This is a genomic window from Pinisolibacter sp. DMC100, from assembly GCF_056313705.1.
In genome coordinates this window covers 49,628-75,991 of record NZ_JBQUZT010000008.1, presented here as the reverse complement: position 1 = coordinate 75,991, position 26,364 = coordinate 49,628, and the positions used below count along the sequence as shown (strand labels likewise).

The following is a 26,364-nucleotide window of genomic DNA, read 5'->3' as shown; positions in this document are numbered from 1 at the left end:
ACGATGGACCACGACGACGCGTCTCATGCCCACCTCTGGCCCGGCGTCCCGCTGGCGCTGGGCGCGGCGGTGCTCTTCGGCGCAGCGCCACCTCTGGCGAAGCTGCTCCTTGCCGAGATTTCGCCATACATGCTCGCCGGCCTGCTCTATCTCGGCGCCGGCGTCGGCCTTGCGGTCGTCGAAGCGTCACGTCGCCTGTCGGGCGCAGAACGGGACGAAGAGGCGGCGATCTCCCGCGCGGATCTGCCCTGGCTGGCTGCGGCGATCCTCGCCGGAGGCGTCATAGCCCCGGTCCTGCTGATGTCGGGCCTCGCCCGTACGACGGCTTCGAGCGGCGCGCTGCTCCTCAATCTCGAAGGTCTCACGACCATGGCGATCGCCTGGGTTGTCTTTCGCGAGAACGTCGATCGGCAACTGCTTGTCGGCGCCGCCGCGATCCTGGCAGGCGCGGTCGTCCTGTCCTGGACCGGGCATGGCGTCTCGCTCGACCTCGGTGGGCTCCTCGTCGCTGGCGCCTGCCTCGCCTGGGGGATCGACAACAACCTGACACGCCGGGTTTCGGCGGCCGACCCGGTTCGCATCACCATCTGGAAGGGCCTCGTCGCCGGATCGGTGAACATCGGGCTCGCTTCGGGGACCGGTAGCACGCTGCCGCCGCCGATGCAGATCGCGCTCGCGGGGTTGCTCGGCTTCTTCGCCGTCGGCGTCAGCCTCGTTCTCTTCATCCGAGCGCTGCGCCATCTCGGATCGGCGCGGACCGGCGCCTATTTCTCGCTCGCCCCCTTCATCGGCGCGGTGTTGGCGGTCGTCGTCGTCAGTGAGCCGATCACGCTGCGGCTCGGGATCGCGGCCCTTCTGATGGCGATTGGCCTGTGGCTGCATCTGACCGAGCGCCACGAGCACGATCATGTCCACGATGCGATCGAACACGACCATGTCCATTCACATGACGACCATCACGACCATGCCCACGACGGGCCGGCGAGCGAACCACACTCGCATGTCCATCGGCACGCGCCGCTGATCCACGCCCACGTCCACTATCCCGATCTCCACCATCGGCACGGCCATTGAGCGGCGGTATCCGCCAGTTGTCGAGCGCCGGCTTCGTCGAGATGTCAATTCGGGACGGCGGGGCGAGAAACGGTTCAATTCGAGCCGACCTCGGTACGCGGTCGCACGGCATGAGGAACCTTCATGCGACGTTGAGCGGCGTGTCTCCCATCTGCGGGCAGAGGGTCATCTGACCAGTAACCGGCCTGACGGATATTTTCTTTGCCGAAGCCTGAACGGAGTCGTCGCTCCCGGCGTCGATCGGATCGGTTGCTCGGTTCCGGGATGGCCACCATCTTCTTCAACGCATTCTGTCCGACCCCGCCCCGAACGGCCTCTTCGTCTGGCTGATCTGGCCGAAGGCCGGCTTCGCCTCGACCGCCTAAGCCGCAACGGCGCGTCGTGACTTTCTTCCCCTGGGTTTCACCCATTCCTCGCGGGGCAAGAAAGTCCCTCCTGCGCCGTCCTCCGCTGACGCTGCGGCCCTCGCGGGTGCGGCGGCGGTCGCCTCCGGCCGGTCGATCGCCATCGAGGCCGCAACGGGCGGGCTCGCAAACGGAAAGCGGAGAAATTCAATGGCGACCATCGGCACCTTCAAGAAGACCGGCTCGAACGAATTCACCGGCGAGATCGTCACCCTCAGCGTCCAGGCCAAGGGCGTGCGCATCGTCCCCGACCTGCGCTCCACCGGCGAGAACGCCCCGAGCCACCGGGTCCTGGTCGGCCGCGCCGAGATCGGCGCCGCCTGGTCCAAGCGCTCCGGCGAAGGCCGCGACTACCTCGGGCTCAAGCTCGACGATCCGAGCTTCAACGCTCCGATCTACGCCAACCTCTTCGACGACGAAGACGGCGACACCTTCTCGCTGATCTGGTCCCGCCCCAACGGGCGTCGCGGCGACTGAGCCGCCGATCGAGGTCCCGGCCTTCGGGCCGGGGCCTCTCACCCATAAATGGGAACACGACCCCTGTGGTCCGATCTTCGTCGATCCGGCGATCGAACCGCCACCTGCTGCTCGGGGCAGCACCAGTTTTCTCGTCGATGCTTCGGGCAAGGCCGTCACACCCGTGCAAGGCCAGCCGGAGCCCACTGCGCCCCGAATGCCGCAGTTCTCGAGAACCGACATGGTGTCGGTTGACGAGCGGTCCTGCGGTTGCGACCCTCGATCATCAGAGGCAGCCACGAGGACCCATGTCGGACGACATCGATCGAACCGCGAAGTTGGTGAGTGCGACGTTGCGGCTTCGTACGGCGTTCTCGAATGCGCTGTTGGCGCTCGCGGAGATCGAAGGGGCCACCTCTCTCGAGGACGCCCGAACCAAGGCGCGAGCCGCTCGCCTCGCGGCTCGGGCGACACTCCGCGCAGGACGGCCGGACGCCGAGGATGAATGAGCCGGTGGTCACCGGTTTCGAGCGACCGGAGGCGCCGATCGACGCGTCGGTTCACCTGATCATCGGCTGAGAAGGTACCCGCGACGGCATTTCGATCGCGCGATTCCGGTGAACGAGGTCGCAGCCGCGGCCGATGCGTCGAACATCTCGATCTTCGTCCGAGATGCTCCACCGATCCGCCCCCAGGTCCGAACGAGCGAGACGCCGCCGAAGAGGTTGGGCTCGACCGACAGGCGATAGAAGCGCGCCATGTTGCGGGTCGGATCGATGCGGTGGAGGAGGAGGGGCTCGGGCGTCATGAGGCGAGTCTCCGTCGCTCGCATCGGCGTGTCCAACGAGAGTTCGGAATCGATCGAACGCGATCGATTCACGTCGTCGATGGTTCGGTCGATCGTGTGCCGGCCGCTCCGTCATCTCCACTCCGTCGCTCGAACCGGCTTTCGGCGACGCACGCCTTCATCTCCTCGCGCCGGAACCAGATGGCGCGACCACAGCGCAGCGGCGGATTGCCGGCGGTGAAGACGATCTGCTCGTCGGTGCGCATCCGCAGCACCTCGTGTGGCAGGATCAGCGGTCGGCGGACGAGTTGCTTCGATCGGGTGCGCGACGATCCCGACATCTGCGAACTGCGGCTCACCTGATCGACCTCGACGGTGGTGTCGCCGCAGCGCCTGGAGATGTAGTCGGCGGTCTCCGGATCGTTGATCGCGGCGAACGAGATCCACGAGGCGGATTCGAACCATTTCGAGGTGGCGTCCCGCCCGCCGTAGGCCTCGCGCATCTGACCGATCGACTGGAACAGCATCACCAGGGTGATGCCGTATTTGCGACCGGCGTCGCGCGCCGTCTCCAAGATGCGGAGGTAGCCGAGGCGAGCAACCTCGTCGAGGAGAAACAGGGTGCGTCCGGCGATGTGGCCGTCGCGGTTGTGGATGGCGTTCATCAGTGCGCCGATGACGACACGGGCGAGGCCGGGGTGGGTCTCGAGCGTCTTCAGGTCGATGTCGATGAAGATGTCGGTCATGCCTTCCGCCAGCTCGTCGGTCGAGAAGCTCGAACCGGAGACGAGGGCGGCATAGTTCGGATAGGAGAGCCAATGGGTCTCCTTCGCCGCGGAGGCGTAGACGCCGGAGAAGGTCTCCGGCGTCATGGCGATGAAGGGGGCGACGTTCTCGCGCACGAAGGCGGAGGTCGAGCGATCCCAGATCGCCTGCAATCGCTCGCGCAGCTTCGGCTCCGGCTCGGCGAGGTTCTCGCGCACACGGCGCAAAGTCTGATCCTGCGGGGCCGTGTGGCCGGAGAGGCAGACGTCGCCGATCAGTGCGGTGAGGAGTTGCAGAGCGGCGGCGCGGAAGAAGTCGTCGCGGACTGAACCAAGGCGCGGATTGTCGGTGACGATCCAACCGGCAACAGCGGCGATGTCCTCCTCGCGCGTGCCGCCGAACCGCCCGATCCAATCGAGGGCGTTGAAGCCGATCTCCGGTGTCTTGGGGTCGAGCACGAAGACGCTGCGGCCGGCGCGGCGGCGATGGTCGGCGACCTGCGGCGCTACCTCGTTGGAGGGATCGAGCACGACGAGGCCGCCGCCCCATCTGAGGGCGGTCGGCACGGTGACCGAGGTCGTCTTGAAGCCGCCGGAGCCTGCGAAGACGATGCCGTGCGACGAGCCGAAGCCACCGTCGAACGAGAGGAGAGGGGCCCTGCCGCCGGTACCCCAGGTTCCTGGATCGCGAGCGCGAAACGCCTCGCCCGATGCGCCGTCCCGGTCGACCCGGTAGCACTCGCCGACGACGATGCCGCCGGTCGAGGGGAAGAGCCGCGCCGCTTCCGCGAGGCTCATCCAATCCGCCTCGCCGTGGACGGCGCGGCTGCCACGGATGCGGCGCGGCACGGCGGACGCGAAGGCGGCATTGCCGCGCAACGCCACGCGCAGAGCGAAGACACCACAGAGGGCGACGATCGCGATCCCGACTCCGATCGCGGGATCGATCAGGGCGAGCGGCGAACGTCCGGCCGGCAGGAGATCGGCGACATTCTGAAGGCGCGTCACCTCGCTCACGACGGCGAGGGCGGCGATCACGGAGGCCCCGGCCACGACGCCCCAACCGGCGGCGCGGATCGCGCGAGCACCGTTCGCGGCGAAGAGGACGACGACACCGATGCCGCTCGCGAGTGCGTAGGGGAGGGTGAGGCCGATCCGTCCGAGCATCTGCCGCGACGCCTCCGTCTTGCCGAAAGCCGCAATCCACGTCGCAGCCCCCGAGGTCGCGAGGCAGACGGCGACCATCAGCACGAGCGGTGTGATGAACAGGGCGATCCTAGTCGGGGTCATCGCCGAAGGCCTCCGTGCCCACGGCGATCAATCGCTCGCGCTCGACGGCATCGTGTTTCAGGCGAGCGGCGGCATCGATCAGAAGGCCGAGCAGGAGCGCCCGCTTCTCCCACCGCAGGCCGGCTTTGACGATCAGGCCACCGAGCTGGATCTTCTCGCGGGTGTCCTTCTTTCGTGCCTCGGACTGGCTCGATCGGTTCATCCGTTCAGCCCTCGTCATTGCGGCTCTGAGGCGCGCCAACCGCGATCGGCGCCGGCATCGCGACGGGCCGTTCGTGCTTGCCACCTCCTCTCGTCCGAAACCTCGCCGCCAATGCTTCGAAGGCGGCGACGAGCTCGGCGTCGTCGATCGCGATCTCGCCGAGACCGGCCTTCAACGCCAATCGGCCGATCCGTTCGGCCTCGCGCGTCTCGGCCGCCTTCAACTGCTCCTGCAGTCGGGCGATCTCGTCGCGGATCTTCGACGACGGCTTCTTCATGGGTTCTGGTCCTTCTCGTTCGATCGCTCGTGATCGAACGAGACTCTTCCGAGCAGGCGCGAAGCGCACCCCGGCAAAAACGCCGGGTCGGCAGACCCGACGGTTTTCGAGATCATCCCGCCGTTCGACGAGAACGGCTCCAAGGGCGCAGTAATACGTCGCGAGGCGCGACGTGCTGCTCGATGGCCCGAGGCTCCGGCCGTTCCCGACGAACCCGATGTGCGTTTCATCTCCGGGATCTCGACCGCCGTGGCCATCACCCACTTCACTCCCCAGCTGATCGGCCGCGGCGGCGGTCGTAGCGTCGTGCTGGCGGCGGCCTATCGCCATTGCGCCCGGATGGAGCACGAGGCCGAGGCCCGCACCGTCGACTACACCGGCAAGCGCGGCATGATCCACGAGGCGTTCCTCTTGCCGCCGAATGCCCCGGCCTGGACGAGGGTACTCGTCGCCGATCGCTCGGTGGCCGGCTCTTCAGAGGTGTTCTGGAACCGCGTCGAGGCCTTCGAGAAGCGAACCGATGCGCAGTTCGCCAAGGAGTTCATCGTCGCCCTGCCGGTGGAGCTCTCGAGAGAACAGAACATCGCCCTGGTCGATGCCTTCGTCGAGACACAGGTGCTGGCGCGCGGGCAGGTCGCCGACTGGGTCTATCACGACGATCCGGGCAATCCGCACGTCCACCTGATGACCACGTTGCGACCGCTGACCGAGGACGGTTTCGGGGGCAAGAAGGTGGCGGTGACCGGTGAGGACGGGCGACCGTTGCGCAATGCGGCGGGGAAGATCGTCTATCGGCTGTGGTCCGGCGACAGATCCGAGTTCCTAGAGCAGCGTCAGGCTTGGCTCGACCTCCAGAACCGGCATCTGGCGCTCGCCGGTCTCGACGTGCGCGTCGACGGTCGCTCCTACGCGGAGCGCGGCCTCGACCTCGCCCCGACCTCCCACGTCGGCGTGGCGGCGAGGGCGATCGAGCGCAAGGAGGGTGGAGAGGGCAGGGGACCGTTACTCGAACGACTGCGGGCCTTCGAGGACCGTCGCGCCGAGAATGCCCGACGCATCGAGCGCCGCCCCGAGATCGTCCTCGACCTGATCTCACGGGAGAAGAGCGTCTTCGATGAACGCGACGTTGCCAAGATCCTCCATCGCTGGGTCGACAACGCAGCGACCTTCGAGACTCTTCTCGCTCGCATCCTGCAGAGCCCGGAGGTTCTGCGGCTCGAGACCGAGACGATCGACTTCGAGAGCGGAGCGCGGACGCCGTCTCGCTACACGACGCGCGAGCTGATCCGGCTCGAGGCGGAGATGGCGCGCCGGGCGACACACCTCGCGAACACCGCCGGCTTCGAGGTGAAGGGGACGGAGCGGGCGGCAGTCTTCGAGCGGCACACTCGGCTCTCGGCGGAACAGAGGGCGGCGATCGAACACGTCACCTCGTCCGAGCGGATCGCCGCGGTCGTCGGCCGCGCCGGCGCCGGCAAGACCACGATGATGAAGGCGGCGCGCGAGGTCTGGGAAGCCGCTGGCTACCGTGTTGTCGGCGCGGCGCTAGCCGGCAAGGCGGCCGAGGGTTTGGAGACGGAAGCCGGCATGGCCTCTCACACGCTGTCGTCGTGGGAACTGCGTTGGGCAAAGGGGAGGGACCTGCTCGACGCGAAGACGGTGCTGGTCCTCGACGAGGCCGGCATGGTGTCGTCGCGCCAGATGGCGGTCTTTGTCGAAGCGGTGGCGAAGGCTGGGGCCAAGCTGGTGCTGGTCGGCGATCCCGATCAGTTGCAACCGATCGAGGCCGGCGCCGCCTTCCGCGCGCTGACCGAGCGCATCGGTTACGCCGAGCTCGAGACCATTCATCGCCAGCGCGAGCCGTGGATGCGCGAGGCGTCGCTCGATCTGGCGCGTGGCCGCATCGCAGATGCGCTCGCCGCTTACCGCGCCGAGGGCAAGATCGTCGGGGCCTCATTCAAGGCCGAGGCGATCGCGTCGTTGATCGCCGATTGGAACCGCGAGCATGATCCGACGAAGTCGACGTTGATCCTCGCTCATCTGCGCCGTGACGTCCGTACCCTCAACGACATGGCACGCGCCAAGCTGGTCGAGCGCGCCCTCGTCGGCCGGGGTCACCTCTTCCGCACCGGGGACGGCGAGCGGCGCTTCGACATCGGCGATCAGATCGTATTCCTGAGGAACGAGGGATCGCTCGGCGTCAAGAACGGCATGATCGGCAAGATCGTCGTGGCGGAGGCCCGGCGGTTCACCGCCGAGATCGGCGAGGGCGCCAACCGCCGCCGGGTCGAGGTCGACCAGCGCTTCTATACCGACGTCGACCACGGCTACGCAACGACGATCCACAAGGCGCAAGGGGCGACCGTCGACCGGGTCAAGGTGCTGGCGACGTTGTCGCTCGACCGGCATCTCGCCTACGTGGCGATGACGCGCCATCGCGAGGATGCGACCCTCTACTACGGCCGGCGATCCTTCGAGAAGGTGGGCGGCCTCGACACGATCCTGTCGCAGCGACGGGCGAAGGAGACGACGCTCGACTACGCCCGTGGTGGCTTCTATGGGCCAGCGCTGCGGTTCGCCGAGGCGCGTGGCCTGCACCTCGTCCGCGTCGCTCGCACGTTGGTACGCGATCGCATCGAGTGGACGATCCGGCAGAAGCAACGCCTCGCCGACCTCGGCCGACGCCTCGCCGCTCTCGGCCGCGAGCTCGGTCTCGCCACCCGCCTGCACTCCCCCGAAGACACCGTGAAGAAGGAGCTGCGCCCGATGGTCGCCGGCATCACCACGTTCACCGAGACGCTCGGCTCTGCGATCGAGACCCGGGTTCTCGCCACCCCCGGCGTCCGGAAACAGTGGGAGGAGGTGACGAACCGCTTCCGCCTCGTCTTCGCCGATCCAGAGGCGGCGTTCCGTGCGCTCGATCTCGACAAGATGACGAGGGACCCAATGGTCGCGACCACGACGCTGGAGCGTCTGGCGACTCGACCGGAGACCTTCGGGGTCCTGCGCGGCAAGACCGGGCTGCTGACGAGCAAGTCCGACCGGGACGACCGTCGCCGTGCCGAGGTCAATGCGCCCGCCCTGAGGCGCGACCTCGAACGCTGGCTAGGCCTGCGCGCAGAAGCCGAGACGAAGTTCGAGGCCGAGGAACGAGCGATCCGGCAACGTGCGGCGCTCGATATTCCGGCATTGTCGGCCGAAGCCGCCCGGGTGCTCGAGCGGGTGCGCGACGCCATCGACCGCAACGACCTGCCGGCGGCGCTCGAGTTCGCGCTCGCCGACCGCATGGCCAAGGCCGAGATCGACGGGTTCGCCAAGGCGGTCACGGAACGGTTCGGCGAGCGGACCTTCCTTGCCGACAGGGCGAAGGAGCCGATCGGTCCGATCTTCGAGAAGCTGGCGTCGGGCCTGTCCCCTGCTCAGCGTGACCAACTGGCATCGGCCTGGCCGACGATGAGATTGGCGCAGCAGCTCGCCGCCCATGAGCGGACGGTGCTGGCCATGAAGCAGGCGGAGGCGCTTCGCCGGGCGCAGAAGTCGGGGCAGGTCCTGCAATGACCAGAAGCCGAAGGCCACATCTCGTCCTGATCGCCGGCGGTCTCTTCGCCACCCTCGTAGTGATCGGCGGCGGATGGGGCGGCCTCCGCCTCAATCCGACGCCGAGCCATCCGCTCGGTCTGTGGCGGATCGTGCCGCTCGATCGTCCGGTGACCGTCGGCGATCTCGTCTTCGTCTGCCCGCCGCCCAACACGGCCTTCGAACTGGCGGCGGCGCGCGGCTATCTCCGCCGGGGTCTCTGCCCCGGATGGGTCGGTCCCCTGATCAAGATCGTCGCCGCCCGTGAGGGACAGCACGTCGAGGTCGGTCGCTCCATCACCATCGACGGGCGACCACTCGAACATTCCGACGTTCGCTCGGTCGACAGCGAGGGCAGGGCGCTCGCACCCTGGTCGGGCGGGGTCGTGCCGGCCGGCCACCTCTATCTCCACTCCAGCTTCGTGGGTTCCTATGACTCGAGATATTTTGGGCCGGTTCCGGCCGATGGTGTTCTCGGCCATGCCGTGCCGGTTCTCACCTTCGCTCCGTGAGACCGCGCGATCCGTCGCGCTGGTCGTCGCGGCGGAAACCGCCGGTATGGTCGGGTGGAACGGCGACCCGCGCATGTTGCCGCTGGCGTTGGTCTTCCCGGCGCTGTGGGGGCTGTCGCGGTCGAGGTGGACGGCGGCGACGGTCGCGGCGGCTTACTTCTTCGCGGCATCGCGGGGACTGCCGCAGGGCGTCGCCACGTTCTTCGGAACGAGCGTCCTGTTGGGCGCCGCTCTGTGGATCGGCGCCGCGCTCGCCTTCGTCGGCGTCCATGCCGGGCTCTGGTCGAGCCGGCCGGGATGGGGGAGGGTGGTGCGCTACGCCGTCGCCGCGATCCTGATGGCGGTACCTCCCTTCGGCATCGTCGGTTGGGCCCATCCGATCACTGCCGCCGGCATTCTGTTCCCGTCGTGGGGATGGTGGGGGCTTGCTGCGACGGCGGCGCTCATGCTCGCTGCGACGACACGTGCGTGGTCGGTCGTTCTGATGGGGCTCGCGGGCTCGATGGTGTGGTCGACCGTGACCTGGACCGAGCCGCCGGGGCTTCAGGGATGGGTCGGCCTCGATCTGCACTTAGGCCGTGCGCTCGGGCGAGACTTCGACATGAACCCGCACGAAGCCCTGATCGCGGAGGTGCGTGCGGCAGCGGCTGCCGGCGCTCGGGTCGTCGTCCTCCCCGAGAACGCGCTCGGTCTCTGGACGCCGACCGTCGGAGCGTTCTGGCGCAGCCGGCTCCGGAATCTCGACGTCGAGGTAGTCGCCGGGGCGACCATCGTCCACCGCGACGGCTACGACAACGCCGTGGTGGCGATCGACCAGGACGGCGCCCGGATTGCCCATCGGCAGCGAATGCCGGTGCCCGTGTCGATGTGGCAGCCGTGGCGGAACTGGTTCGGCGAACCGGGCGGAGCCCGGGCCGATCTCTTCGGTACGTCCGTCGCCGGGATCGGCGGCCGACGTGTCGCGCCGCTCGTCTGCTACGAGCAGCTCCTCGTCTGGCTGATCCTGCAGTCGGTGGCGCAGAAGCCGGATCTGGTCGTCGCGATCGGCAACGGCTGGTGGACCGCCGGCACCGACATCGCCGCGATCCAGAAGTCGAGCAGCACCGCCTGGGCCCGCCTCTTCGGGCTACCGCTCATCGCTTCCTTCAACCGCTGAGACAGGAGAGGCGCATGTTCGATGCCGCGCTCATTCACGCCTGCGCCGATCCGGCGCTGAAACCGGCGATCGTCGAGAGGTTTCTCGCGAAGGTTGGGACGGCCGACCCGCTCGCCGTGTCGATCCGGGCCGGAAACGGTGTCATCCTCGTGCCGCCAGCGAAGACGTCGGACGAGGCCCTGGTGCTCGTTCGCCGCTTCGTCGGCGAGGCCGAGGTGCGCGTCGGCGTCACTCGGTTCCCGGCAGGTGTCGGAGTGAAGGATCCTTCCGAAATCGGGGCGGATCTCTTCGACGCTTGCGCCAACCTGCGGATGGGCACGGCGCTCTTCGGCAAGGTCTGGCGCATCGTGGTGAAGTGGTACGGCGCGGCCGTGCCGGAAGCGCTCGACGACGCCATCCTCGCCTGGCGGACCGGAACCTTCGAGGGCAAGGCGGTGTTTCTGGAACCCGATCCGGGACAGCTGAGGGTGACGGATCGGGACCGCCCGCAATCGCCCGAAGACGAGCTCAGGCGTCCTCCGCCGGGCAAGTCTCCGGTTCGCACTGGCGCGCCGGGTGAGGTTCGTTCGCCTGATCCGCGTTTGAACGAGGAGGATCCACGTCGAGCCGAGATGCGGATCGATCTGACGGGGGGCGGGCGCGATCGAAGGCGGTGATTTCGACCGTGCCCTGTTGATTCTTCACCACCGAGTCGGGTTACTTCTTGGCGCCGGTCGGGCCGAATTGCAAGAGGTAGGCCACCACGTCGGCGAGTTCGGTCTCGTCCTTGATGCCGGCGAAGGCCATCTTGGTGCCGGGGTTGAACGCCTTCGGGTCCTTCAGGTAGACGGCGAGATTGGCGGCGGTCCACATGCCACCGTCCTCGCCCATCTTCTTCAGATCGGCGGCGTAGCCCTTGAAGTCGGCGATCGAGGCCATCTTGCGACCTTCGATGCCGTTCAACTGCGGGCCGACCTTGTTCTTCGCCTCCTCGCCGATGGCGTGGCAGACCTTGCACTTGGCGAAGACCTTTTCGCCGGCGACCGGGTCGGCGGCGAGCGCGCTCGCCGAGAGGAGGGTCAGGGCGGCGAGGGTGGAGATGAGCAGCTTCATGTCGAGTGTCCGTCTTCGAATGGTCCGGGGAGGATCGCGGGGGAGAGGCGAGGCCGACGGTTTCCCGCCGGCCTCTCTCGCAGGGATCGTTCGGGGCGCGGAACGATCGGGGCTTGGTTGCGTCACACGATCGGGCGAGGCTTCAGCGACATCGCGGTCATGTCGGTCTTCCACGGGCTCGGGCCGACCTTCTTGAATGCGCCGCGGCCGAGCTTGTAGCGGTAGTTGCCGGAGATCGGATCGACGACCGCCGGGACCAGCGCGTTCGCCATGGCCTTGCCCATGTTGAACTGCGCCTTGGCGACGCCGGGCCGGATCTCGTCGGAGACGATCGCCACCGCCTGGATCGAGGCCTTCACCGTCTTGATGTGGCCGGTCTCCTTCAGCTTCGTGAAGGTGAGATCCGAGCCCTCGACGCCGAGCGGCTGGCCGGTCTGGACATAGACCGCGTCGTTGGAGATCTCGACGAAGTCACCGGACTCGATGCCGTGCGGCGCCGCGTCGACGGGGTTGATGACGACGTGCGGGAAGGGCCAGCGCTTGGCGAGATAGGGCTTCCTCAGATCGTCGTAGCCCGACTGCCAGGTCTCATTGACGCGGCCGTTGGTCACCCAGATCTCGCCCTTGTCCTTCCTCGGCTTCACCGCTTCGTAGAAGTCGCTCCAACCGGGGAAGCTCTTCCACGAGGTCTTGAGCAGCAGCGCCTTGCCCGAGTGGGTGTCGAACTCGGTGAGCCAACGGCTGTCGGCCGTCGGTCCCTCGATCTCGCCCCAGTCGTTGGTGGCGTCGTGCAGCCGCTTGGTGCCGACCATCTCGCCCTTGACCAGACGCACCGGCGTCTGAATGCCGGTGGTGCCGAGCTCGCGAAGGTACTCGTGAGCGCGCTTGCCCTTCTTCTTCGCTTGCGTGACGAGGACGTTGTAGGAGAGCACGTTACCCCGCGAGAAGCGGGCCGACTCCTCGAAGATGGCGTTGCTGTCCTTCCACTCGTAGCCCTCGAAGCCCATCTTCCGGGCGAATTGGGCGATCGCCCACCAGTCGGGCTTGGCCTCGCCCGGCGCGTCGGAGACCTTGGAATAGAGGCGAAGCCGCCGTTCCGAATTGCAGCGGGTGAGATCGTCCTCGCCCCAGCCCGAGGCGGGAAGAACGATGTCGGCGAAGTCGGTGTTGAGCGGGTCGACCGGATAGAGGTCACTGTCGACCAGCACCATGCCGCCGGCGTCGGCGCGGGCGATCAGCGTGGCGATGACGTGGGCCTTGTCGAGCGTCTTGGGCTGGATCGAGTGGCCGACCGTCAGTTTGCGCACACTCTCGGCCAATTCCTGGCTCGCCACCATGGCGGGAAACCAAGTCAGACCGATGGTCCAGAAGAAGCGGACGTTGCCGTCGCTCACCCACCGATCGGTGTTGAGCTGCTTCTTACGGCGGCCCGGGAATTTCTCCGGGGAGAGCCAACCGCGACCGCCGCCGGCGCTCATCCAGCCGCGCTGATGGCCGCCGCCGCGCGAGATCACCTGGCCCGGGCGATTGCCGGCGCCACAGATCAGACCGACCGCCGCCAGCGATGCGGTGTTCATGTAGTTGTTGGACCAGTAGTTGCCCTTCTCCAACATGAACGAGGTCTTCGGCCGCTTGCCGTCGGCCTTCGGCTTGGCGATCATCTCGGCGCACTTCATGATCAGCTCGGCCGAGAGGCCGGTGATCTCGGCGGCTTTGTCGAGCTTCGAAGCATCTTCCGCCAGGATGAACTTCTTGTAGTCCTCCCAGTCCGACTGGATCGCCGGGCTCATGGTGGTGCGCCACTGCCAGCGGGTGTTGCGCGTGCCGCGGCCGTAGCCCGACTCGATGTCCCACTTGTTGGCGACCCAGCGGTCGATGAAGGCCTGATCCTGCCAGCCGTTCTCGATGATGATCCGGGCGAGCGCCAGATGCAGCACCGTGTCGGTGCCCGGCTCGATCGGCAGCCACAGGCCGCCGTTCTCCAGACCATAGGCGACGCCCATGGTCTTGTGCGGGGTGACGAAGATCAGCTTCGGCCCGTTCATCATCCACGAGGTGAAGAGCGTCGTCTTGGTCTCGTAAGGGTCGACGCCGGAGAGGAAGGCGACCTCGCAGTCCTTCCAATCGTCGTAGGAGGCGGCGAAGGAGTTGATGCCGGCGTCGTCGAGGCCGGCGGCATCCTCGGCCGCCTGCGGCTTGTCGTGCGGCGCGTAGACCGGGGTGCCGATCGACACGTCGACGAGCTTGGCGATGGCGTAGGTGTTCTCGAAGTACTCGTAGGAATAGGTCTTCATCCCCCAGGCGTGCTCGCCGTACTTGGCCAGCACGTGCTTGGAGACCGCCGCCATGACGTCGGTGGCGAAGTCCCAAGACACCCGCTCGAGCTTGCCGTTCACCCGGACCATCGGGTAGTGCAGGCGTTCCTTGGTCGGCCGATCGGGGCTGTAGAGCTTCTGAGCGAGGGTGCCGCCGCGGATCGAGTGATTGCCGCCGGGGTTTACCACCTCGGTGGCGAAGTCCGGCACCACGACGAAGTGATGCGGCTTGCCGTCGTGGAGGCCGACGACATGCTGTGAAGTCGAGACCCACGGCGCCATCGCCGCGCCGCTGGGCATGTCGGCGGCGAGCGCGTTGTCGCCCGCCTTGGCGCCGCCGTCCTTGGCGCCCACCGGCCAGCGGTAGATCTTGTAGCCGCAGGCGATGGTGCAATAGGCGCAGGCCGTGGTGAAGACGTCACAGCCCTTGGGCGGCAACGGCACGGCGTCCATGTGATCGATGTTCTTGGCCATGGTCGCCTCCTCAGGCCTTGGGGTTTCGGTCGTAGCCGTAGACGAGGCCCATCATGCCGACGGCCCAGACGTCCTTGCCGCGGACCTCGAGCATGACCTGGGGCAGGCTCTGGGTGGCGTGGCCGGAGACGACCATGCCGTGGCGAGTGAGGTCGAAGGTGGTCAGGTGTAGCAGGCAGGGGCCGAGCACCTTGTGGGCCGGCTTGTAGGTGTCGGTGCCGAGCGGGCCGCCCATGTGGGTGCAGGTGGCGGAGAAGGCGACGACGTCGCCGTCCATGCCGACACCGCCACCGGCCTTCTCGCCGAGCTTGACAAGGACGTTGGCCATGCCCTTCGACGGATAGTCGAACTCGACCGGCTTGCCGGAGGCGAGATCGGCGAGGGTGGCGATCTTCTTCGCCGCGTATTTCGAGCCGACGAGGCTCGCTTCCTTGGCGACGAGATCGGAGGGCGCGAGGGTGGCGACGACGCCGACGGCGGTGCCGCCGAAGATCAGCATCTGGCGCCGCGACAGGCAGCCGGGGCCATGCCCGGCCTCGTGATCACGAGTGGTGGTCATGGTCATTTTCCCGTCCAGAGGGGTTGGGTCTTGGGAAGGGTGGGGGTGTCGTGGAGAAGCGGCTCGTCCATCGACAGGGCCTCGAGGAAGGCGACGAGGTCCTTCTTCTCCGCGGCCGAGAGGCCGAGCGGCTTCAGCTTCTCCGCGCCCGGTCCGCCGCCCTTGTCGTAGAAGTCGACGACGTCGGCGAGCGTCTCCAACATGCCGTTGTGCATGTAGGGGCTGGTCCACTTCAGCTCACGCAGCGACGGAGTGCGCCACCGGCCGATGTCGGCGTCGCGCTTGGTGACGTAGTAGAGGCCGTGATCGTCGGCGGCGGTGCGATAGACCTTCTCGGAGACGCCCTTCTGATAGACCTCCCAACGGTAGGTGACCTGCTGCAGGGGGTCTTCGGAGAACTCGCGGGCGGCGGGAACGCCGGTGCGGTAGTACTTCTCGTCGGAGGCGAGCGCGCCGTTATGGCAGGCGATGCAGCCGGCCTTGCCGTTGTAGAGGTCCATGCCGCGCTTCGCGGCATCGCTCATCGCCGTCTTGTCGCCGGCGAGGAAGCGATCGAAGGGCACCTGCTTCGGGTCGGTGACGACCGTGCGCTCATAGGCGGCGATCGCCCGCCAGGCATCCCAGATCATCGGATACTCGGTGCCGAAGACCTTCTTGAAGGCGGCGCGATACTCCGGAACGAAGGCGAGCCGCATCTCCATCATCGAGTCGTCGCCGTTGCCCGACACGCCGCCGCCGGCGGCGGAAGGGGCCTGCGTCTCCAGCGAGGTGACAGCGCCGTCCCAGAACAGCTTGTTGTAATAGGCGCTGTTGAGCACGGTCTGGCTGTTGCGCCAGTGGATGTTGCCTGTGTAGCCGAAGGAGATCGGCGCGCCGGTTCCCCAGCCGGCATAGGGCTGGTGGCACTGGGCGCAACCCATGCGGCCGTTGCCGGACAGGCGGTCGTCGAAGAACAACTGCTTGCCGAGTTCGATCTTGTCGGCGGTCATCGGATTGTCGACCGGGATCGGCGGCGGCGGCAGGGTGGCGAGCGGCGGATAGGCGTCGGCCGCCAGCGCCGCATGGGCGCCGGCCGACAGCGCCAGCGCCGCGAGGAGCGTGGTCTTGTGGGTGATCATCATCGCCTCCTCAGTTCTTTCCCTGCTCGCGCAGCGCCATGTCGGGGAGTTTCGGCCGCATGACCATCGGCTTGGCGCCGGTCATGGCGTCGAGGAAAGCGACCAGCGCCTTCTTTTCATCGGCGGTCAGGCCGAGGGGCTTCAGCATCGACGACTTGTTGGGGCTCACGCCGCCGCCGGCGTCGTAGAAGTCGACGACCTGGGCCAGCGTCGCGAAGACGCCGGAGTGCATGTAGGGGGCGGTCTGGCCGACGTCCCACAGCGACGGCGTCTGGAACTTGCCCAGATCCTTGTCGTCCTTGGTGACGGTGTAGAGGCCGACGTCGGAGCGCCGGTTCATGAAGGCCGGCACGCCCATGGTCGAATAGTGGCGGAGCATGGCGAGCTGGCGCTCGGCGTCCTTGCCGAGGTCGGGATGATCCGGCGCACCGGTCGCATGCTGTTTGCCGTCGGAGAGCGTCGCGCCGGAGTGGCAGGCGACGCAGCCGGCCTTTCCCTCGAAGAGCGCCATGCCCGCCTTCTGCTCGTCGGAGAGCGCACTCGCGTCACCGCGCAGATACTTGTCGAGCGGGGCGTCGGCGGTACGGATGGTCTTGAGGAACTCGGCGACCGAACCGTAGATCGAACCGCCGTAGGGATCGCCGCCGAAGGCCGCCTTGAAGGCGTCGGCGTAGTCGGGGATCTGCTTCAGCCGTTCCTGAACCAACCGGGTGTCGGCGTTCATGAAATGCGCCTCGGTGATCATGTCGCGCACCAGCGTCGCCCCGTCGGAGCCGTCGAGACGGCCGTCCCACATGAAGCGCTTGCGGAAGGCGGCGTTGAACAGGCCGGGGGCGTTGCGGAAATAGGAGACGGACGAATAGCCGTCCGACAGCGGCTTGCCGCTCCAGCCCTTGGCCGGATCGTGGCAGGTCGCGCAGGAGGTCGAGGTGTCGCCGGAGAGGCGCTCGTCGAAGAACAGCTTCGCCCCGAGGGCGGCGCGCTTCTCGTCGATCTTGGGGGCGTCGGGGAGCGGCGCGAGTTTCGTCGCGGGGGCGGGCATCGCGGTCTGGGCGAACGCGGCGCCGCCGGCGACGACGCCCGAGACGATCGCGGCGCCGAGAAGAGCGGTGCCGAAGGTCGACCGACGGGGTCGCCGGGTCACTTGAGAGGTTTGCATGGTCGGACTCCGATGGGGAATACCCGAGAGCCCATGCGCAAGGGTCGTGCCGGTTTCGGCGCGACTTGGAAGAATTCGATTCTACGAATAAAAACAGAAGGTTGATCGAGTGATCGAAATCCGGCGATCCACCCGGTCCGGCGCCGCTTGAACGCCTCGTTCAATCGGCCGACCACGACGACGAAACGGCCTTCGACGAAACGTTCAATCGCCTCGAACGAGCATCGGCGCCCGGCCGAACCCGAGATCGGTCCGCGTCACGCCCCGCGTGTCTCGCCCAGCCCGAACTCGCGGATGCGTCGCTCGAGCGTCGGGCGCGAGATGCCGAGGATCTCGCAGGCCCGTCCCTTGTGCCAACCGGTCGAGGTCAACACCTTCTCGATGTGCTCGCGCTCGAGGTCGCGCAACGAGCCGCCCTCGTCGCGTTCGCTGGCGATGGGTCCCGGCTCCAACTCCTCCGCCGCGCGCCCGATCGGCCCGCAACTGTCGCCGGGCAGGCAGACGCGACCGATGGTGTCGCCCGGCTCCTCGATCGCGGCGCGGATCAACACGTTCTCGAGTTCGCGGACGTTGCCCGGCCAGTCGTAGGCGGCGAGCCGGTCGAGCACGTGCGCCGTGACGAAGCGGATGCGCCGGTCGAGCGAGCGATTGACCCGCTTCAAGAGATGGCGGACGAGGAGGGGGATGTCCTCCTTGCGCTCGGCCAGCGCCGGCAGGCGGATCGAGACGACATGGAGCCGGTGGTAGAGGTCGGCGCGGAACAGGCCGGCGCGGACGTATTCCTCGAGGTCGACGTTGGTCGCCGCGACGAAGCGGCAGCGGCTGGTCAGCGCTCGTGAGCCGCCGACCGGGATGTATTCGCGCTGCTCGATGAGGCGTAAGAGCTTGCTCTGCACCCGCATCGACAATTCGCCGATCTCGTCGAGGAAGAGCGTGCCTTCGCCGACCAGCTCGACCTTGCCCTTCTGCGTCGCCCCGGCGCCGGTGAAGGCGCCCTTCTCGTGGCCGAAGAGTTCGTTCTCGATCAGGTCGTCGACGAGGGCGGCGCAGTTGATGGCGAGATAGGGCTTGTCGCGGTTGCGGCTGACGTCGTGGACGGCGCGCGCCACCATCTCCTTGCCGGAGCCGGAAGGGCCGGTGACCAGCACGGTGATACGGCTCTGCGCCACCCGGGCGATGGTCTTGAACACCTCGGTCATGGCGCGTGAATGGCCGATCATGCGGACGGGCTCGTCGCCCTCGTCGATCTCCAGCGCCCCGGTGCGGCCGATGGTGCGGCGCATCAGGCCGCGCTCGATCGCCGCGTCGAGTTCGTCGAGGTCGATCGGCTTGGTGATGTAGTCCATCGCCCCGCGCTCGATCGCCGCCACCGTGGTCTCGAGATCGTGGAAGGCGGTGATCATGATCACCGGCAGGTCGGGCCAACGCTTCACCACGTCGTCGAGCAACGACAGTCCATCGCAGCCGGTCATGCGAATGTCGGAGACGACGACGTCGGTCGGCCTCTCGGCGATGCACGCCAAGCCGGCCTCGACGTCTTCGGCAAGCGCGACGTCGAAGCCGAGATCGCGTAAGTGGAGATCGAGAGTCGTGCGGATGGCGGCGTCGTCATCGACGAGTACGATACGAGGCATCGCCTTCCCTCACTCCCCCCGCCGGCCCGTCCGGCCCGTCGAGGTCGACCGGACCCATGAGGCTCTCGCGCCGGATCTTCCTGATCACACTGGCCATCTCGCTCGCGGCCTTGACCGGTCTGACGCTCGTCACCTCGTCGTGGATGCGCGACACGTTGCGCGAGGCATCGTTGCGCCGCATCGCCGACAGCGTCAATCGGGAAACCCGCGTGTTGCAGCGCAGCCTCGACCTGCTGAAGTCGGATGCCTTGTTCATCGCCGAACTGGATGCGGCGCGCTTCGCCGCGGCGCGGCCGGCGAGCGGCGAGGCCGCGGTGACGGAAGCGCGTGCCGCTCTCGGTAAGACGTTGGCGGCGATGATGAGCCGACGACCATCCTACACCCAGATGCGGTTGATCTCCGCCTTCGACAACGGCCGCGAGTTGGTTCGCGTCAACCGCGGTGACGAGGGCATCGCCGTGGTGCCGGAGCGGGAGCTGCAGAACAAGGGTGATCGCTACTACGTCGACGAGTCGCTCAAGGTCGCGCCGGGGACGCTCTACGTCTCGCCGGTCGATCTCAACCAGGAGCACGACCGCATCGTCGAGCCGCACGAGCCGGTGTTCCGGGTCGGTACGCCGGTGGTGGCGGTCGACGGCACGGTGGTCGGGGCGGTCGTCGTCAACATCCGCTTCGACACTTTCGTCGGTGAGATGACGCCGCCCAACCCCGACATCACGCTGGCCATCACCAACGAGGCCGGCGACTATCTCAGCCACCCGGAAGCGGCCAAGCGGTTCGGCTTCGAGTTCGGACGGCCGATCCGCATCCAGGACGATCTCGGCATCGCCCCGCAGTGGGCGGCGGTCCTGACCTCGGCCCCCGTGGCCCGCATCCTCGGCGAGCGCGGCATCGGCGTCGTCTTCGATCGCATCACGCTAGCCGAAGGCCCCGGCGGCGGCCGTTCGCTGATCGTCGCGGCGATCGCGCCGGTGACCGAGCTCGACGCCCAGGCCCAGGCTTTCGGCCTCCGCACACTGGGCTTCGCCGTCGTCCTGGCGATCGGTCTCGCCATCGCGCTCGGCTTCGCCACGTCACGGCTGACCCGACCGGTCGAACACCTGACCGCCGCCGCCGCCCGCATCGGCGCCGGTGAGCGCAATGTCGCCCTGCCACCCGATCGCGGCGACGAGATCGGCGTCCTGACGCGGACCCTCGCCCAGATGCTCGCGGCGCTGCGCGAGGCGGCGCGGGGCGAGGAGATGGCGAGCATGGGGCGGATGGCGAGCCAGGTCGCCCACGATCTGCGCAACGCCCTCTCACCAGTCAAGATGAACATCCAGATCCTCGCCCGCCGCCACGCGGCGCCCGACGATCCGGAAGCCCGTCACCTCGCCATCGCCGCCGAGCAGATCCAGTACATCGAGAGCATCCTCTCCGACATGCTGGCCTTCGCCCGCGGCGAGGCGCTGCGCGTCGAACCGATCGACCTCGCCGGCGTGATCTCCAGCGCCGTGCTCTCCGAGATCGAGGCGCTGGAGACCAGGAACATCCTGCTCACCACCCGCGGCGCCGAGGACGTCCGGCCGCTCGAGGGCGACCGAGTCAAGCTCACTCAGGTCTTCCAGAACCTGATCGAGAACGCCGTCCAGGCCTCGCCGGAAGGTGGCCGTATCGACGTCGTCGCCCGCGACGAGGACGCCGCGACGCTGATCATCGAGGTGATCGACCACGGCGAGGGCATACCCGACGACGTCCGCGCCCGCGTCTTCGAACCCTATTTCACCACCCGCACCCGCGGCACCGGCCTCGGCCTCGCCATCGTCTCGCGCATCGTCAAGCAGCACGGAGGCGACGTCGCGATCGTCAAGACGCCGGGTGGTGGGACGACAGTGCGGGTCGAGTTGCCGTTGGCGCGGGAGGGGTGGGGGATGTGAGAAAGCTCTCACATAGGTCGGGATAGAGTCCACCACCTAACGACTAACGAATCGCGTAAGTATTATTACGGAACCTTTTAAGATTATCCGTCATCGTGGTTGGCCTCTGGAGAGAACCCCCGGCCGACAGAGCTCCTCGCAGATCGCTTCCCACGCACCTCGATCTTCGGGATCGTCGCCGATTCCCATGGCTGCGGCGAGGAAATCGAGGGGTTCCCAGTCACGCGAGCGTCGGGCGGCGGTGATCGCGGCTTCCGCCGCCGATGCGCCTCGCCGCCACTTGTCGAGCTCTTCGTTGTCCATCGACGGCTGGCCCATTCGCTCGATCTTCTGGGGGAAGCGAATCTCACTTTCGCGACAAAGTAGCATCTCCGGATTCGAATAGGAACGATCATTCCTGGAATGATCGTTCCTATCTGATTTCTTGGAGACATGAATCTCAACGAGATCGTGGCCGCAAATCTGCGTCGTATTCGCCACGAACGGCAACTGACGCAAGAAGAACTGGCGCATCGCGCCGGTCTCAGCTCGCGATATGTGGGATCGATCGAGCGCTCGGACGTGTCCGTGAGCATCACAATTCTGGGTCGATTGGCCGGGGCGCTCGAAATCGACCCGAAGGATCTCCTGAACCCATTGTCTTGAGTGCTCTCGACTTCTTCTCGCGCGAGCGGTTGCTCGCTCGCCTGCCGTCTGGCGGATTCCCTCTCTCCCCTCTATGATGACGAGCAAGGCAGTACGCGCTGCCCCGGGGCGTGGAAACCCCTGCAAACCGGTTGGTGCCGGCCGTTTCGGCACCGAGATCCTCTGGCTTGAAGCCGGGGGCCTGTGACGTATGTCCAGGTGCCTCGGTACTAAAGGTCATAGGGCCGCGTTTGCACGGTTTCCAACCCCCGGCTAGGGGTCGAAGGATGACGTCTGCGGGGGCGCACCGCGGACCAAACCGTGGTCGAACCTCATGGTTTCATGTTACGACGGCGCCGAAGAGGGACGATCCAACGATCCCCGGGTGGATGGCGTGACGGACCAATCGAAGGACGATCTCAAGCGTCGGACGATCGAGGCGGTGCGCCTGCACCGCGAGCTTCTTCGCACCGCCGAGCATCACCATCGTCTTTGGCGAAAGGCTGCCGAGGCGAATCCCGACATGGACGAACTGGGGGATCTGCGCGAGGCCTATCGCAAGGCGCTCTTCGAGGCACAGGCCCAGCAGATGGCGCTCTCGATGCTCATCGATGAGTTGGGGTGGATCCCGACACTTCCAAAGGACGACGCCCCAGGCGAAGAGGTCGTCCGCTGACCGGCTCTTCTCAGATCAGGCCGTTCTCGAGCGCGATCCGGACCGCGTGTTTGATGTCGCGGGCGCCGAGCTTGTCCCGCGCCTGTTCGAGGTAACCGCGGACGGTGCGCTCGCCGATGCCGATCAGTGCGGCCGTGTCCTTCATGGTCTTGCCGAAGGAGGCCCACGTCAGACAGAGAGTTTCGCGAGGGCTCAGGTCGAAGGTGAAGGCCATGAGGTCGGCCCCACCGAACTGATCGAGTTTGAGGTGGAGATAGGCGACGGCGGTGTGGGCGCGACCGAGCTCGACGAGGCGGACCTTCTCCGGACGGAGCCGATCGGATGCGAAGGCGAGGATCGATGTTCCGCCGAAGCCGACCTTGATCGGAATGGAGAGCCCGAACCGCAGTCCGAACGCGGCCGCCTCGTGGAAGAACGACCAATCTCGCGATCCGCGGCGAATCGCGGGGTCGTCATAAGCCCAGCGCGTGATCTGCATCGAGCGTCGCGCCGTGGTGACGACGGGATCGCGCGCCGAATAGCCGTTGGTGAGATAATGAGACTGCCAAGCCTCGGGATAGTCGGAGAAAGCGGTCGCGCTCCGGCCGCGCAGTTCCAAGAAGGCGAAGTAGTCGAAACCGACCCGATCGGTGAACGTCCGGAGGGCGGCTCGAAGCGACCTCTCATTGTGGGCGGCTTCGAGCTTGTCGAGGAGGTCGTCGAGATGAACCTCCATTGTTTCGTCCTCCGAGCTTCAACCAGAAATACTCTATGGTCTCCACTCCGTCATGTGAATGCGGCGAGACGACGACACCGTGTCTCGATCGGGAATAGGGCGGACGACTCCTGAATGACGATGCAAACTATTTAGGCAAGTTGTCTGGAGGGGTGGCGAATGCTCGCCGTTGCTTCGAATGGGCACGCTTCAGCGCGTGTAGGCTCGACGATCCGTGGCGAGTGGATTCGCCGGCATCGGCTCAGGCCGTTACACTGCCGTCACGGATCGCTTCGAACCGTCACGGAGGCGCGACGTTCGCGTCACGCTCACCCCCGATAGCTCCCCGGAAACACCACGTCCTGATCGACCAGGACGTTGAACTTGTAACCCGGCCGGATCTCGATGGTCGGCTGGACGTCGAGGTTCTTGGAGATGGTGCGCTCGGCGACACGGCCGAAGGTCTCGGCGAAGTTGCGTCGGGCGGCGTCCGATGCGGTCTCTTGGGTTGAGAGAGTCGAGCTCTGCGGGATGGCCATGTCCATGCCGGTGCCGATGACGGCGAGGAGGATGGCCGAGCCGAAGGTGCGGAGATAGTGATTGTCGACCTGATCGGAGAACCCTCCATAGCCCTCGGCATCGGTGCCGGCCATGCCGCCGATCTGGAGCGTCGAGCCGTTGGGGAAGACGATGTCGGTCCACACCACGAGGACGCGGTTCTGACCGAAGGAGACCTTGGAATCGTAGCGACCGAGGAGCTTCGCGCCTTGCGGGATGAGCAGGCGTGAGCCGGTGGCGCTGTCGAAGACGTTCTGGCCGACCTGGGCGATGATGCGGCCGGGAAGATCGGAGTTGATTCCGGAGACGAGCGTCGCGGGGATCACCGAGCCGCGCTTCAGTTCGAACGGCGAGGTCTGGCCGACGACGCGGGAGGCGAGATAGCCGAGGGATTTGAGGTCCTGGTTGAAGAACTCTTCCTTGGCTTTCTGTCCATTGGGATCGGCCGTCTGCCCGGTGATGCCGGCCTTCAGCGCGGCGGCGTAGAGATCGGCGGCGGGGCCGGCCTTGGCCAGTGATGCCTCCGCCTGTCTTCCCCCCTGCCCGCTCGCCGCGCCTTGCAGCTTCTTCAGATCGAGGGTGAGCGGCGAATCGTGGGCGGTGCTCGCCGCCTGAACCCGCGCCATGCGCTCGCGCTGGGCTTCGCGGAAGAGCTGCTCCTGTCCTTCGCGTTCCAACCGCGTGCGCCAAGCACTGTCGGGCTCGACCGGCGTGTGCTCTGAGGTGTCCCCTAGCGGTTTCACCACGAAGGGATTGGTCGGCTTGTCCGGCGCCGCTTTGACGATGGGCGTCGGCTGGAAGGGTTGGGCGTCGGCAGGTTCGCCGATGATGCCGTCGGCGACGCCGCGCTTCATCTGGTCGGCGAAGCTCGAGGCCGAACCGCCACGCCCGCCGATTTCCGGGCCGGTGGGACCACGCCCATAGAAGCCGCGGCTCGACAGGCCCCAGAAGACGACCCCGAGAAACACGACGACGAGGATCAGACCGACGATGATCGGCAGCCGGTTGAGCCGGCGGATCTTCGGCGGTTGGTGACCTGAAAGATCGAGAGACTGCACCATGGCCCCCTCCCCTACCCGCGCTGCATGATCGATACGGGGCTCGACGGCACGGCCCCGGCCGGGGTCTCGCGATAGGTCCGTGTCAGATCGAGGGTCTTGGTCGAGAGCCGCACCATGATCTCGCCACCGCCGGAGGTGACCACGTAGGCGAGAGGGATCGAAGCCCCCTCCCCTGCCGAGCCTTCTCGCGTGACCGCATAGCCCTTGGCCCGCAGGGCAGCCTCCAAGGCGGATGCGAAGGGCGCGTCGGCGGACGAGAGCAGGATGGTCCCGGTGCCGGGGCCGATGTGGTCGACGAGTTTGCCCGCGAGATCACGGGCGATCGTGTCGGCGGTCACGTTCGAGAGCTCCGTCGGCGCCGAACTGGCGATCAGACCCTCGGTACCGAAGGTCTGGCAGGCCGCGGTCGGCAGGACGAAGCAGGCCACGACGATGAGGCGAGCAAGGGTTTTGCGGTCTCGCATGATCACCCTCCCCTCGCGATGGTGATCTTCTCTTGGCTCCATCCGACCCCTGAGACGAGGATGGCCCGGTCGATCGCATAGTCGACGACCATCAGGTCGCCCTTCATTCGGTAGTTCACGATGCGGTTGTCGCCGCCGGAGACGACGAAGAGGACCGGAGCGTCTGTCCCCGAGAGGGTCGAGGGGAACTGGATGTAGGTCTTCGTCCCGTCGGAATAGACCCGCGTCGGCCGCCACGAGGCGCTGCCGCTCATCGAGAAGCCGAAGTTCAACTGCTCGGCCGGGACGCCGGCGCCGGGAAGCGTCGAGGCTTCCATGCGGGCGTTGACCGCCGCCATGCGCGCGCCGACGTCCTCCGGATAGTCGAAGCCGACCCGCGCCATGTACTGGGTCGCGTGCGACTTCAGCTGGAGGTGATAGGTCCGCCGCGAGGTGGTCACCACCATCGAGGTGACGAGGTCGGGTTCGGCCGGCTTCACCACGAGGTGGACGGATTGCGCGGACGCGTCACCGGAGGTCGCCGGTTCGACCTTCCACCGCACGGTGTCGCCGACGAGGGCGTCGCGAACCACCTCGCCGGCCTGGAGTTCGATGTCGCAGACCTGGAGTGGCGAACAGACGATCGAGGGCTGCACCTCGCCGTAGAGGAAGATCACCTTGCCGTCGGGCCCGCGGGTGACGAGGCCGGGCCTCTCACGCCACTTGGCGGAAAGACCCGCGCCACGGGTCTCGTTGGCGCTCATCGACTGCGCCGAGGCCGTATTGTTGCCGGCGATGAGGATCAGGAGGGCGGCGAGGGCGCGCGTTCGGGGGTCGGTCATGACGAAGTCTCCAAGCCGGCCAGTCACAGCTGCGCCGTCCATTCGAAATCCTTGAGGTAGAGGCCGATCGGATTGAGGCGGATGACGCCCTCGTCCTGCGGCGGCGTCAGGGTGACGGTGGCGATGCCGCGGAAGCGCCGGCTCGCCGTCTCCTTGCCCTTGCGGTCGCGCTCATATTCGGTCCAGTCGATCTGATAGGTCTGACTGGAGAGCGCGACGATGTTGGAGACTTCGATGGCGACGGTGGCGGTCTTGGCCTTGTCGAAGGGGGAATTGCCCCGATACCAGGCGTTGACCTTCTCGGTCGCCGGATCGGCGGTGCGCAGCAGCGCATAGGTGCGGTCGATGTATTGCTTCTGAACCACGGCGTCGGGGGTGACCGAGCGCAGATTGCTGACGAAGGCACCGAGCGTGGCGCGGACGACGCGCGGGTCGGCATATTCGATCTGCTGCGGCGTGCCGGCGGTGACCGCCGTGCCGAGCTTGTCGACCTCGACAATGTAGGGGACGAGCTTGACCTGCGTGCTCTGGTAGAGCGCATAACCGAAGCCGATCGCGGCAATCGCGAGCGCCGTGATCCCGACGAGGCGCCAGCTCCGGGCGGCCTGGATGTAGTCACCGTAGCGTTCGTTCCATTCCTGGCGTGCGGCGAGATAGGGATTCTCGGGTGGGATGGCGGCGGTCATCGGCTTCGCGTCTCC

26 protein-coding genes are annotated in these 26,364 nt (G+C 66.9%); 10 read left to right on the top strand and 16 right to left on the bottom strand.

Features of this window, described 5'->3' with window-relative positions:
- The first annotated feature begins 3 nt into the window (after positions 1-3).
- From ACT541_RS18975 to ACT541_RS18965, 3 genes are all read left to right on the top strand, one after another.
- Positions 4-1,074 (top strand): DMT family transporter, encoded by a 1,071-nt coding sequence (locus tag ACT541_RS18975; RefSeq protein WP_476138664.1) that lies wholly within the window; start codon positions 4-6, stop codon positions 1,072-1,074.
- A 554-nt stretch (positions 1,075-1,628) separates the two neighbouring features.
- The gene (locus ACT541_RS18970; RefSeq protein ID WP_333825688.1) at positions 1,629-1,955 is read left to right on the top strand and encodes a DUF736 domain-containing protein; all 327 of its coding nucleotides are present in this window, start codon (positions 1,629-1,631) and stop codon (positions 1,953-1,955) included.
- 287 nt (positions 1,956-2,242) lie between these two features.
- Complete coding sequence (locus tag ACT541_RS18965; RefSeq protein ID WP_476138663.1) at positions 2,243-2,443, top strand: hypothetical protein; 201 nt, start codon at positions 2,243-2,245, stop codon at positions 2,441-2,443.
- A gap of 59 nt (positions 2,444-2,502) precedes the next feature.
- Here ACT541_RS18965 and ACT541_RS18960 read toward each other — a convergent pair whose 3' ends face one another.
- The 4 genes from ACT541_RS18960 to traC all read right to left on the bottom strand — a co-directional run bounded on the left by ACT541_RS18960 (position 2,503) and on the right by traC (position 5,254).
- Positions 2,503-2,742, bottom strand: a complete 240-nt coding sequence (locus tag ACT541_RS18960) for a WGR domain-containing protein (RefSeq protein ID WP_476138662.1) — start codon at positions 2,740-2,742, stop codon at positions 2,503-2,505.
- A 68-nt stretch (positions 2,743-2,810) separates the two neighbouring features.
- On the bottom strand, positions 2,811-4,775 hold the full coding sequence (gene traG / locus ACT541_RS18955; protein ID WP_476138661.1) for a Ti-type conjugative transfer system protein TraG: 1,965 nt from the start codon (positions 4,773-4,775) through the stop codon (positions 2,811-2,813).
- Entirely contained in the window at positions 4,762-4,977 is a 216-nt protein-coding gene (gene traD / locus ACT541_RS18950; RefSeq protein ID WP_476138660.1) for a type IV conjugative transfer system coupling protein TraD, read from the bottom strand. The genes traG and traD overlap by 14 nt, the downstream gene beginning before the upstream one ends.
- Positions 4,978-4,981: 4 nt before the next feature.
- Positions 4,982-5,254, bottom strand: a complete 273-nt coding sequence (traC, locus tag ACT541_RS18945) for a conjugal transfer protein TraC (RefSeq protein WP_476138691.1) — start codon at positions 5,252-5,254, stop codon at positions 4,982-4,984.
- 249 nt (positions 5,255-5,503) lie between these two features.
- Here traC and traA point away from each other — a divergent pair, with 249 nt between their 5' ends.
- The 4 genes from traA to ACT541_RS18925 are packed head-to-tail and all read left to right on the top strand — an operon-like array spanning position 5,504 to position 11,154.
- The gene (gene traA, locus ACT541_RS18940) at positions 5,504-8,812 is read left to right on the top strand and encodes a Ti-type conjugative transfer relaxase TraA (protein ID WP_476138659.1); all 3,309 of its coding nucleotides are present in this window, start codon (positions 5,504-5,506) and stop codon (positions 8,810-8,812) included.
- A complete protein-coding gene (gene traF, locus ACT541_RS18935; RefSeq protein WP_476138658.1) occupies positions 8,809-9,342 on the top strand; it encodes a conjugative transfer signal peptidase TraF in 534 nt (177 codons plus the stop codon). Before traA ends, traF begins: the two co-directional genes overlap by 4 nt.
- On the top strand, positions 9,263-10,498 hold the full coding sequence (locus ACT541_RS18930; RefSeq protein WP_476138657.1) for a conjugal transfer protein TraB: 1,236 nt from the start codon (positions 9,263-9,265) through the stop codon (positions 10,496-10,498). The genes traF and ACT541_RS18930 overlap by 80 nt, the downstream gene beginning before the upstream one ends.
- A gap of 14 nt (positions 10,499-10,512) precedes the next feature.
- Entirely contained in the window at positions 10,513-11,154 is a 642-nt protein-coding gene (locus ACT541_RS18925; RefSeq protein WP_476138656.1) for a lysozyme family protein, read from the top strand.
- A 40-nt stretch (positions 11,155-11,194) separates the two neighbouring features.
- Here the strand turns inward: ACT541_RS18925 and ACT541_RS18920 are convergent, their stop codons facing one another.
- The 6 genes from ACT541_RS18920 to ACT541_RS18895 all read right to left on the bottom strand — a co-directional run bounded on the left by ACT541_RS18920 (position 11,195) and on the right by ACT541_RS18895 (position 18,849).
- Complete coding sequence (locus ACT541_RS18920; protein WP_476138655.1) at positions 11,195-11,590, bottom strand: c-type cytochrome; 396 nt, start codon at positions 11,588-11,590, stop codon at positions 11,195-11,197.
- A gap of 122 nt (positions 11,591-11,712) precedes the next feature.
- Positions 11,713-14,379, bottom strand: a complete 2,667-nt coding sequence (locus tag ACT541_RS18915) for an arsenate reductase (azurin) large subunit (RefSeq protein ID WP_476138654.1) — start codon at positions 14,377-14,379, stop codon at positions 11,713-11,715.
- A 10-nt stretch (positions 14,380-14,389) separates the two neighbouring features.
- Positions 14,390-14,938: an arsenate reductase (azurin) small subunit gene (locus ACT541_RS18910; RefSeq protein ID WP_476138653.1), complete on the bottom strand. Its 549-nt coding sequence runs from the start codon at positions 14,936-14,938 to the stop codon at positions 14,390-14,392.
- Between the two features lie 2 nt (positions 14,939-14,940).
- Positions 14,941-16,056: a cytochrome-c peroxidase gene (locus ACT541_RS18905; protein ID WP_476138652.1), complete on the bottom strand. Its 1,116-nt coding sequence runs from the start codon at positions 16,054-16,056 to the stop codon at positions 14,941-14,943.
- 10 nt (positions 16,057-16,066) lie between these two features.
- Complete coding sequence (locus ACT541_RS18900; RefSeq protein WP_476138651.1) at positions 16,067-17,215, bottom strand: cytochrome-c peroxidase; 1,149 nt, start codon at positions 17,213-17,215, stop codon at positions 16,067-16,069.
- Positions 17,216-17,472: 257 nt separating this feature from the next.
- Positions 17,473-18,849 (bottom strand): sigma-54-dependent transcriptional regulator, encoded by a 1,377-nt coding sequence (locus ACT541_RS18895; protein ID WP_476138650.1) that lies wholly within the window; start codon positions 18,847-18,849, stop codon positions 17,473-17,475.
- Positions 18,850-18,905: 56 nt separating this feature from the next.
- Here ACT541_RS18895 and ACT541_RS18890 point away from each other — a divergent pair, with 56 nt between their 5' ends.
- Positions 18,906-20,765, top strand: coding sequence for a sensor histidine kinase (locus ACT541_RS18890; protein ID WP_476138649.1), 1,860 nt, complete (start codon positions 18,906-18,908; stop codon positions 20,763-20,765).
- Between the two features lie 90 nt (positions 20,766-20,855).
- On the opposite strand, the gene ACT541_RS18885 is transcribed toward ACT541_RS18890, so the two are convergent.
- Entirely contained in the window at positions 20,856-21,278 is a 423-nt protein-coding gene (locus ACT541_RS18885; protein ID WP_476138695.1) for a hypothetical protein, read from the bottom strand.
- Between ACT541_RS18885 and ACT541_RS18880 the strand changes: the two genes are divergently transcribed.
- Together ACT541_RS18880 and ACT541_RS18875 are read left to right on the top strand one after the other, a co-directional pair.
- Positions 21,198-21,410, top strand: coding sequence for a helix-turn-helix domain-containing protein (locus tag ACT541_RS18880; RefSeq protein ID WP_333824573.1), 213 nt, complete (start codon positions 21,198-21,200; stop codon positions 21,408-21,410). The two genes, ACT541_RS18885 and ACT541_RS18880, sit on opposite strands and share 81 nt — an antisense overlap.
- A 313-nt stretch (positions 21,411-21,723) precedes the next feature.
- On the top strand, positions 21,724-22,065 hold the full coding sequence (locus tag ACT541_RS18875; protein WP_476138648.1) for a transcriptional repressor TraM: 342 nt from the start codon (positions 21,724-21,726) through the stop codon (positions 22,063-22,065).
- 10 nt (positions 22,066-22,075) lie between these two features.
- Here ACT541_RS18875 and ACT541_RS18870 read toward each other — a convergent pair whose 3' ends face one another.
- The 5 genes from ACT541_RS18870 to ACT541_RS18850 all read right to left on the bottom strand — a co-directional run bounded on the left by ACT541_RS18870 (position 22,076) and on the right by ACT541_RS18850 (position 26,349).
- A complete protein-coding gene (locus tag ACT541_RS18870) occupies positions 22,076-22,780 on the bottom strand; it encodes an autoinducer binding domain-containing protein (protein WP_476138647.1) in 705 nt (234 codons plus the stop codon).
- Positions 22,781-23,088: 308 nt separating this feature from the next.
- Complete coding sequence (trbI, locus tag ACT541_RS18865) at positions 23,089-24,378, bottom strand: IncP-type conjugal transfer protein TrbI (RefSeq protein ID WP_476138646.1); 1,290 nt, start codon at positions 24,376-24,378, stop codon at positions 23,089-23,091.
- Between the two features lie 11 nt (positions 24,379-24,389).
- Positions 24,390-24,842 carry a conjugal transfer protein TrbH gene (locus tag ACT541_RS18860; protein WP_476138645.1) on the bottom strand — a complete coding sequence of 151 codons (453 nt, stop codon included), beginning with the start codon at positions 24,840-24,842 and terminating at the stop codon, positions 24,390-24,392.
- A gap of 2 nt (positions 24,843-24,844) precedes the next feature.
- Positions 24,845-25,663: a P-type conjugative transfer protein TrbG gene (trbG, locus tag ACT541_RS18855; protein WP_476138644.1), complete on the bottom strand. Its 819-nt coding sequence runs from the start codon at positions 25,661-25,663 to the stop codon at positions 24,845-24,847.
- Between the two features lie 23 nt (positions 25,664-25,686).
- Positions 25,687-26,349, bottom strand: a complete 663-nt coding sequence (locus ACT541_RS18850) for a conjugal transfer protein TrbF (RefSeq protein ID WP_476138643.1) — start codon at positions 26,347-26,349, stop codon at positions 25,687-25,689.
- Positions 26,350-26,364 lie beyond the last annotated feature (15 nt).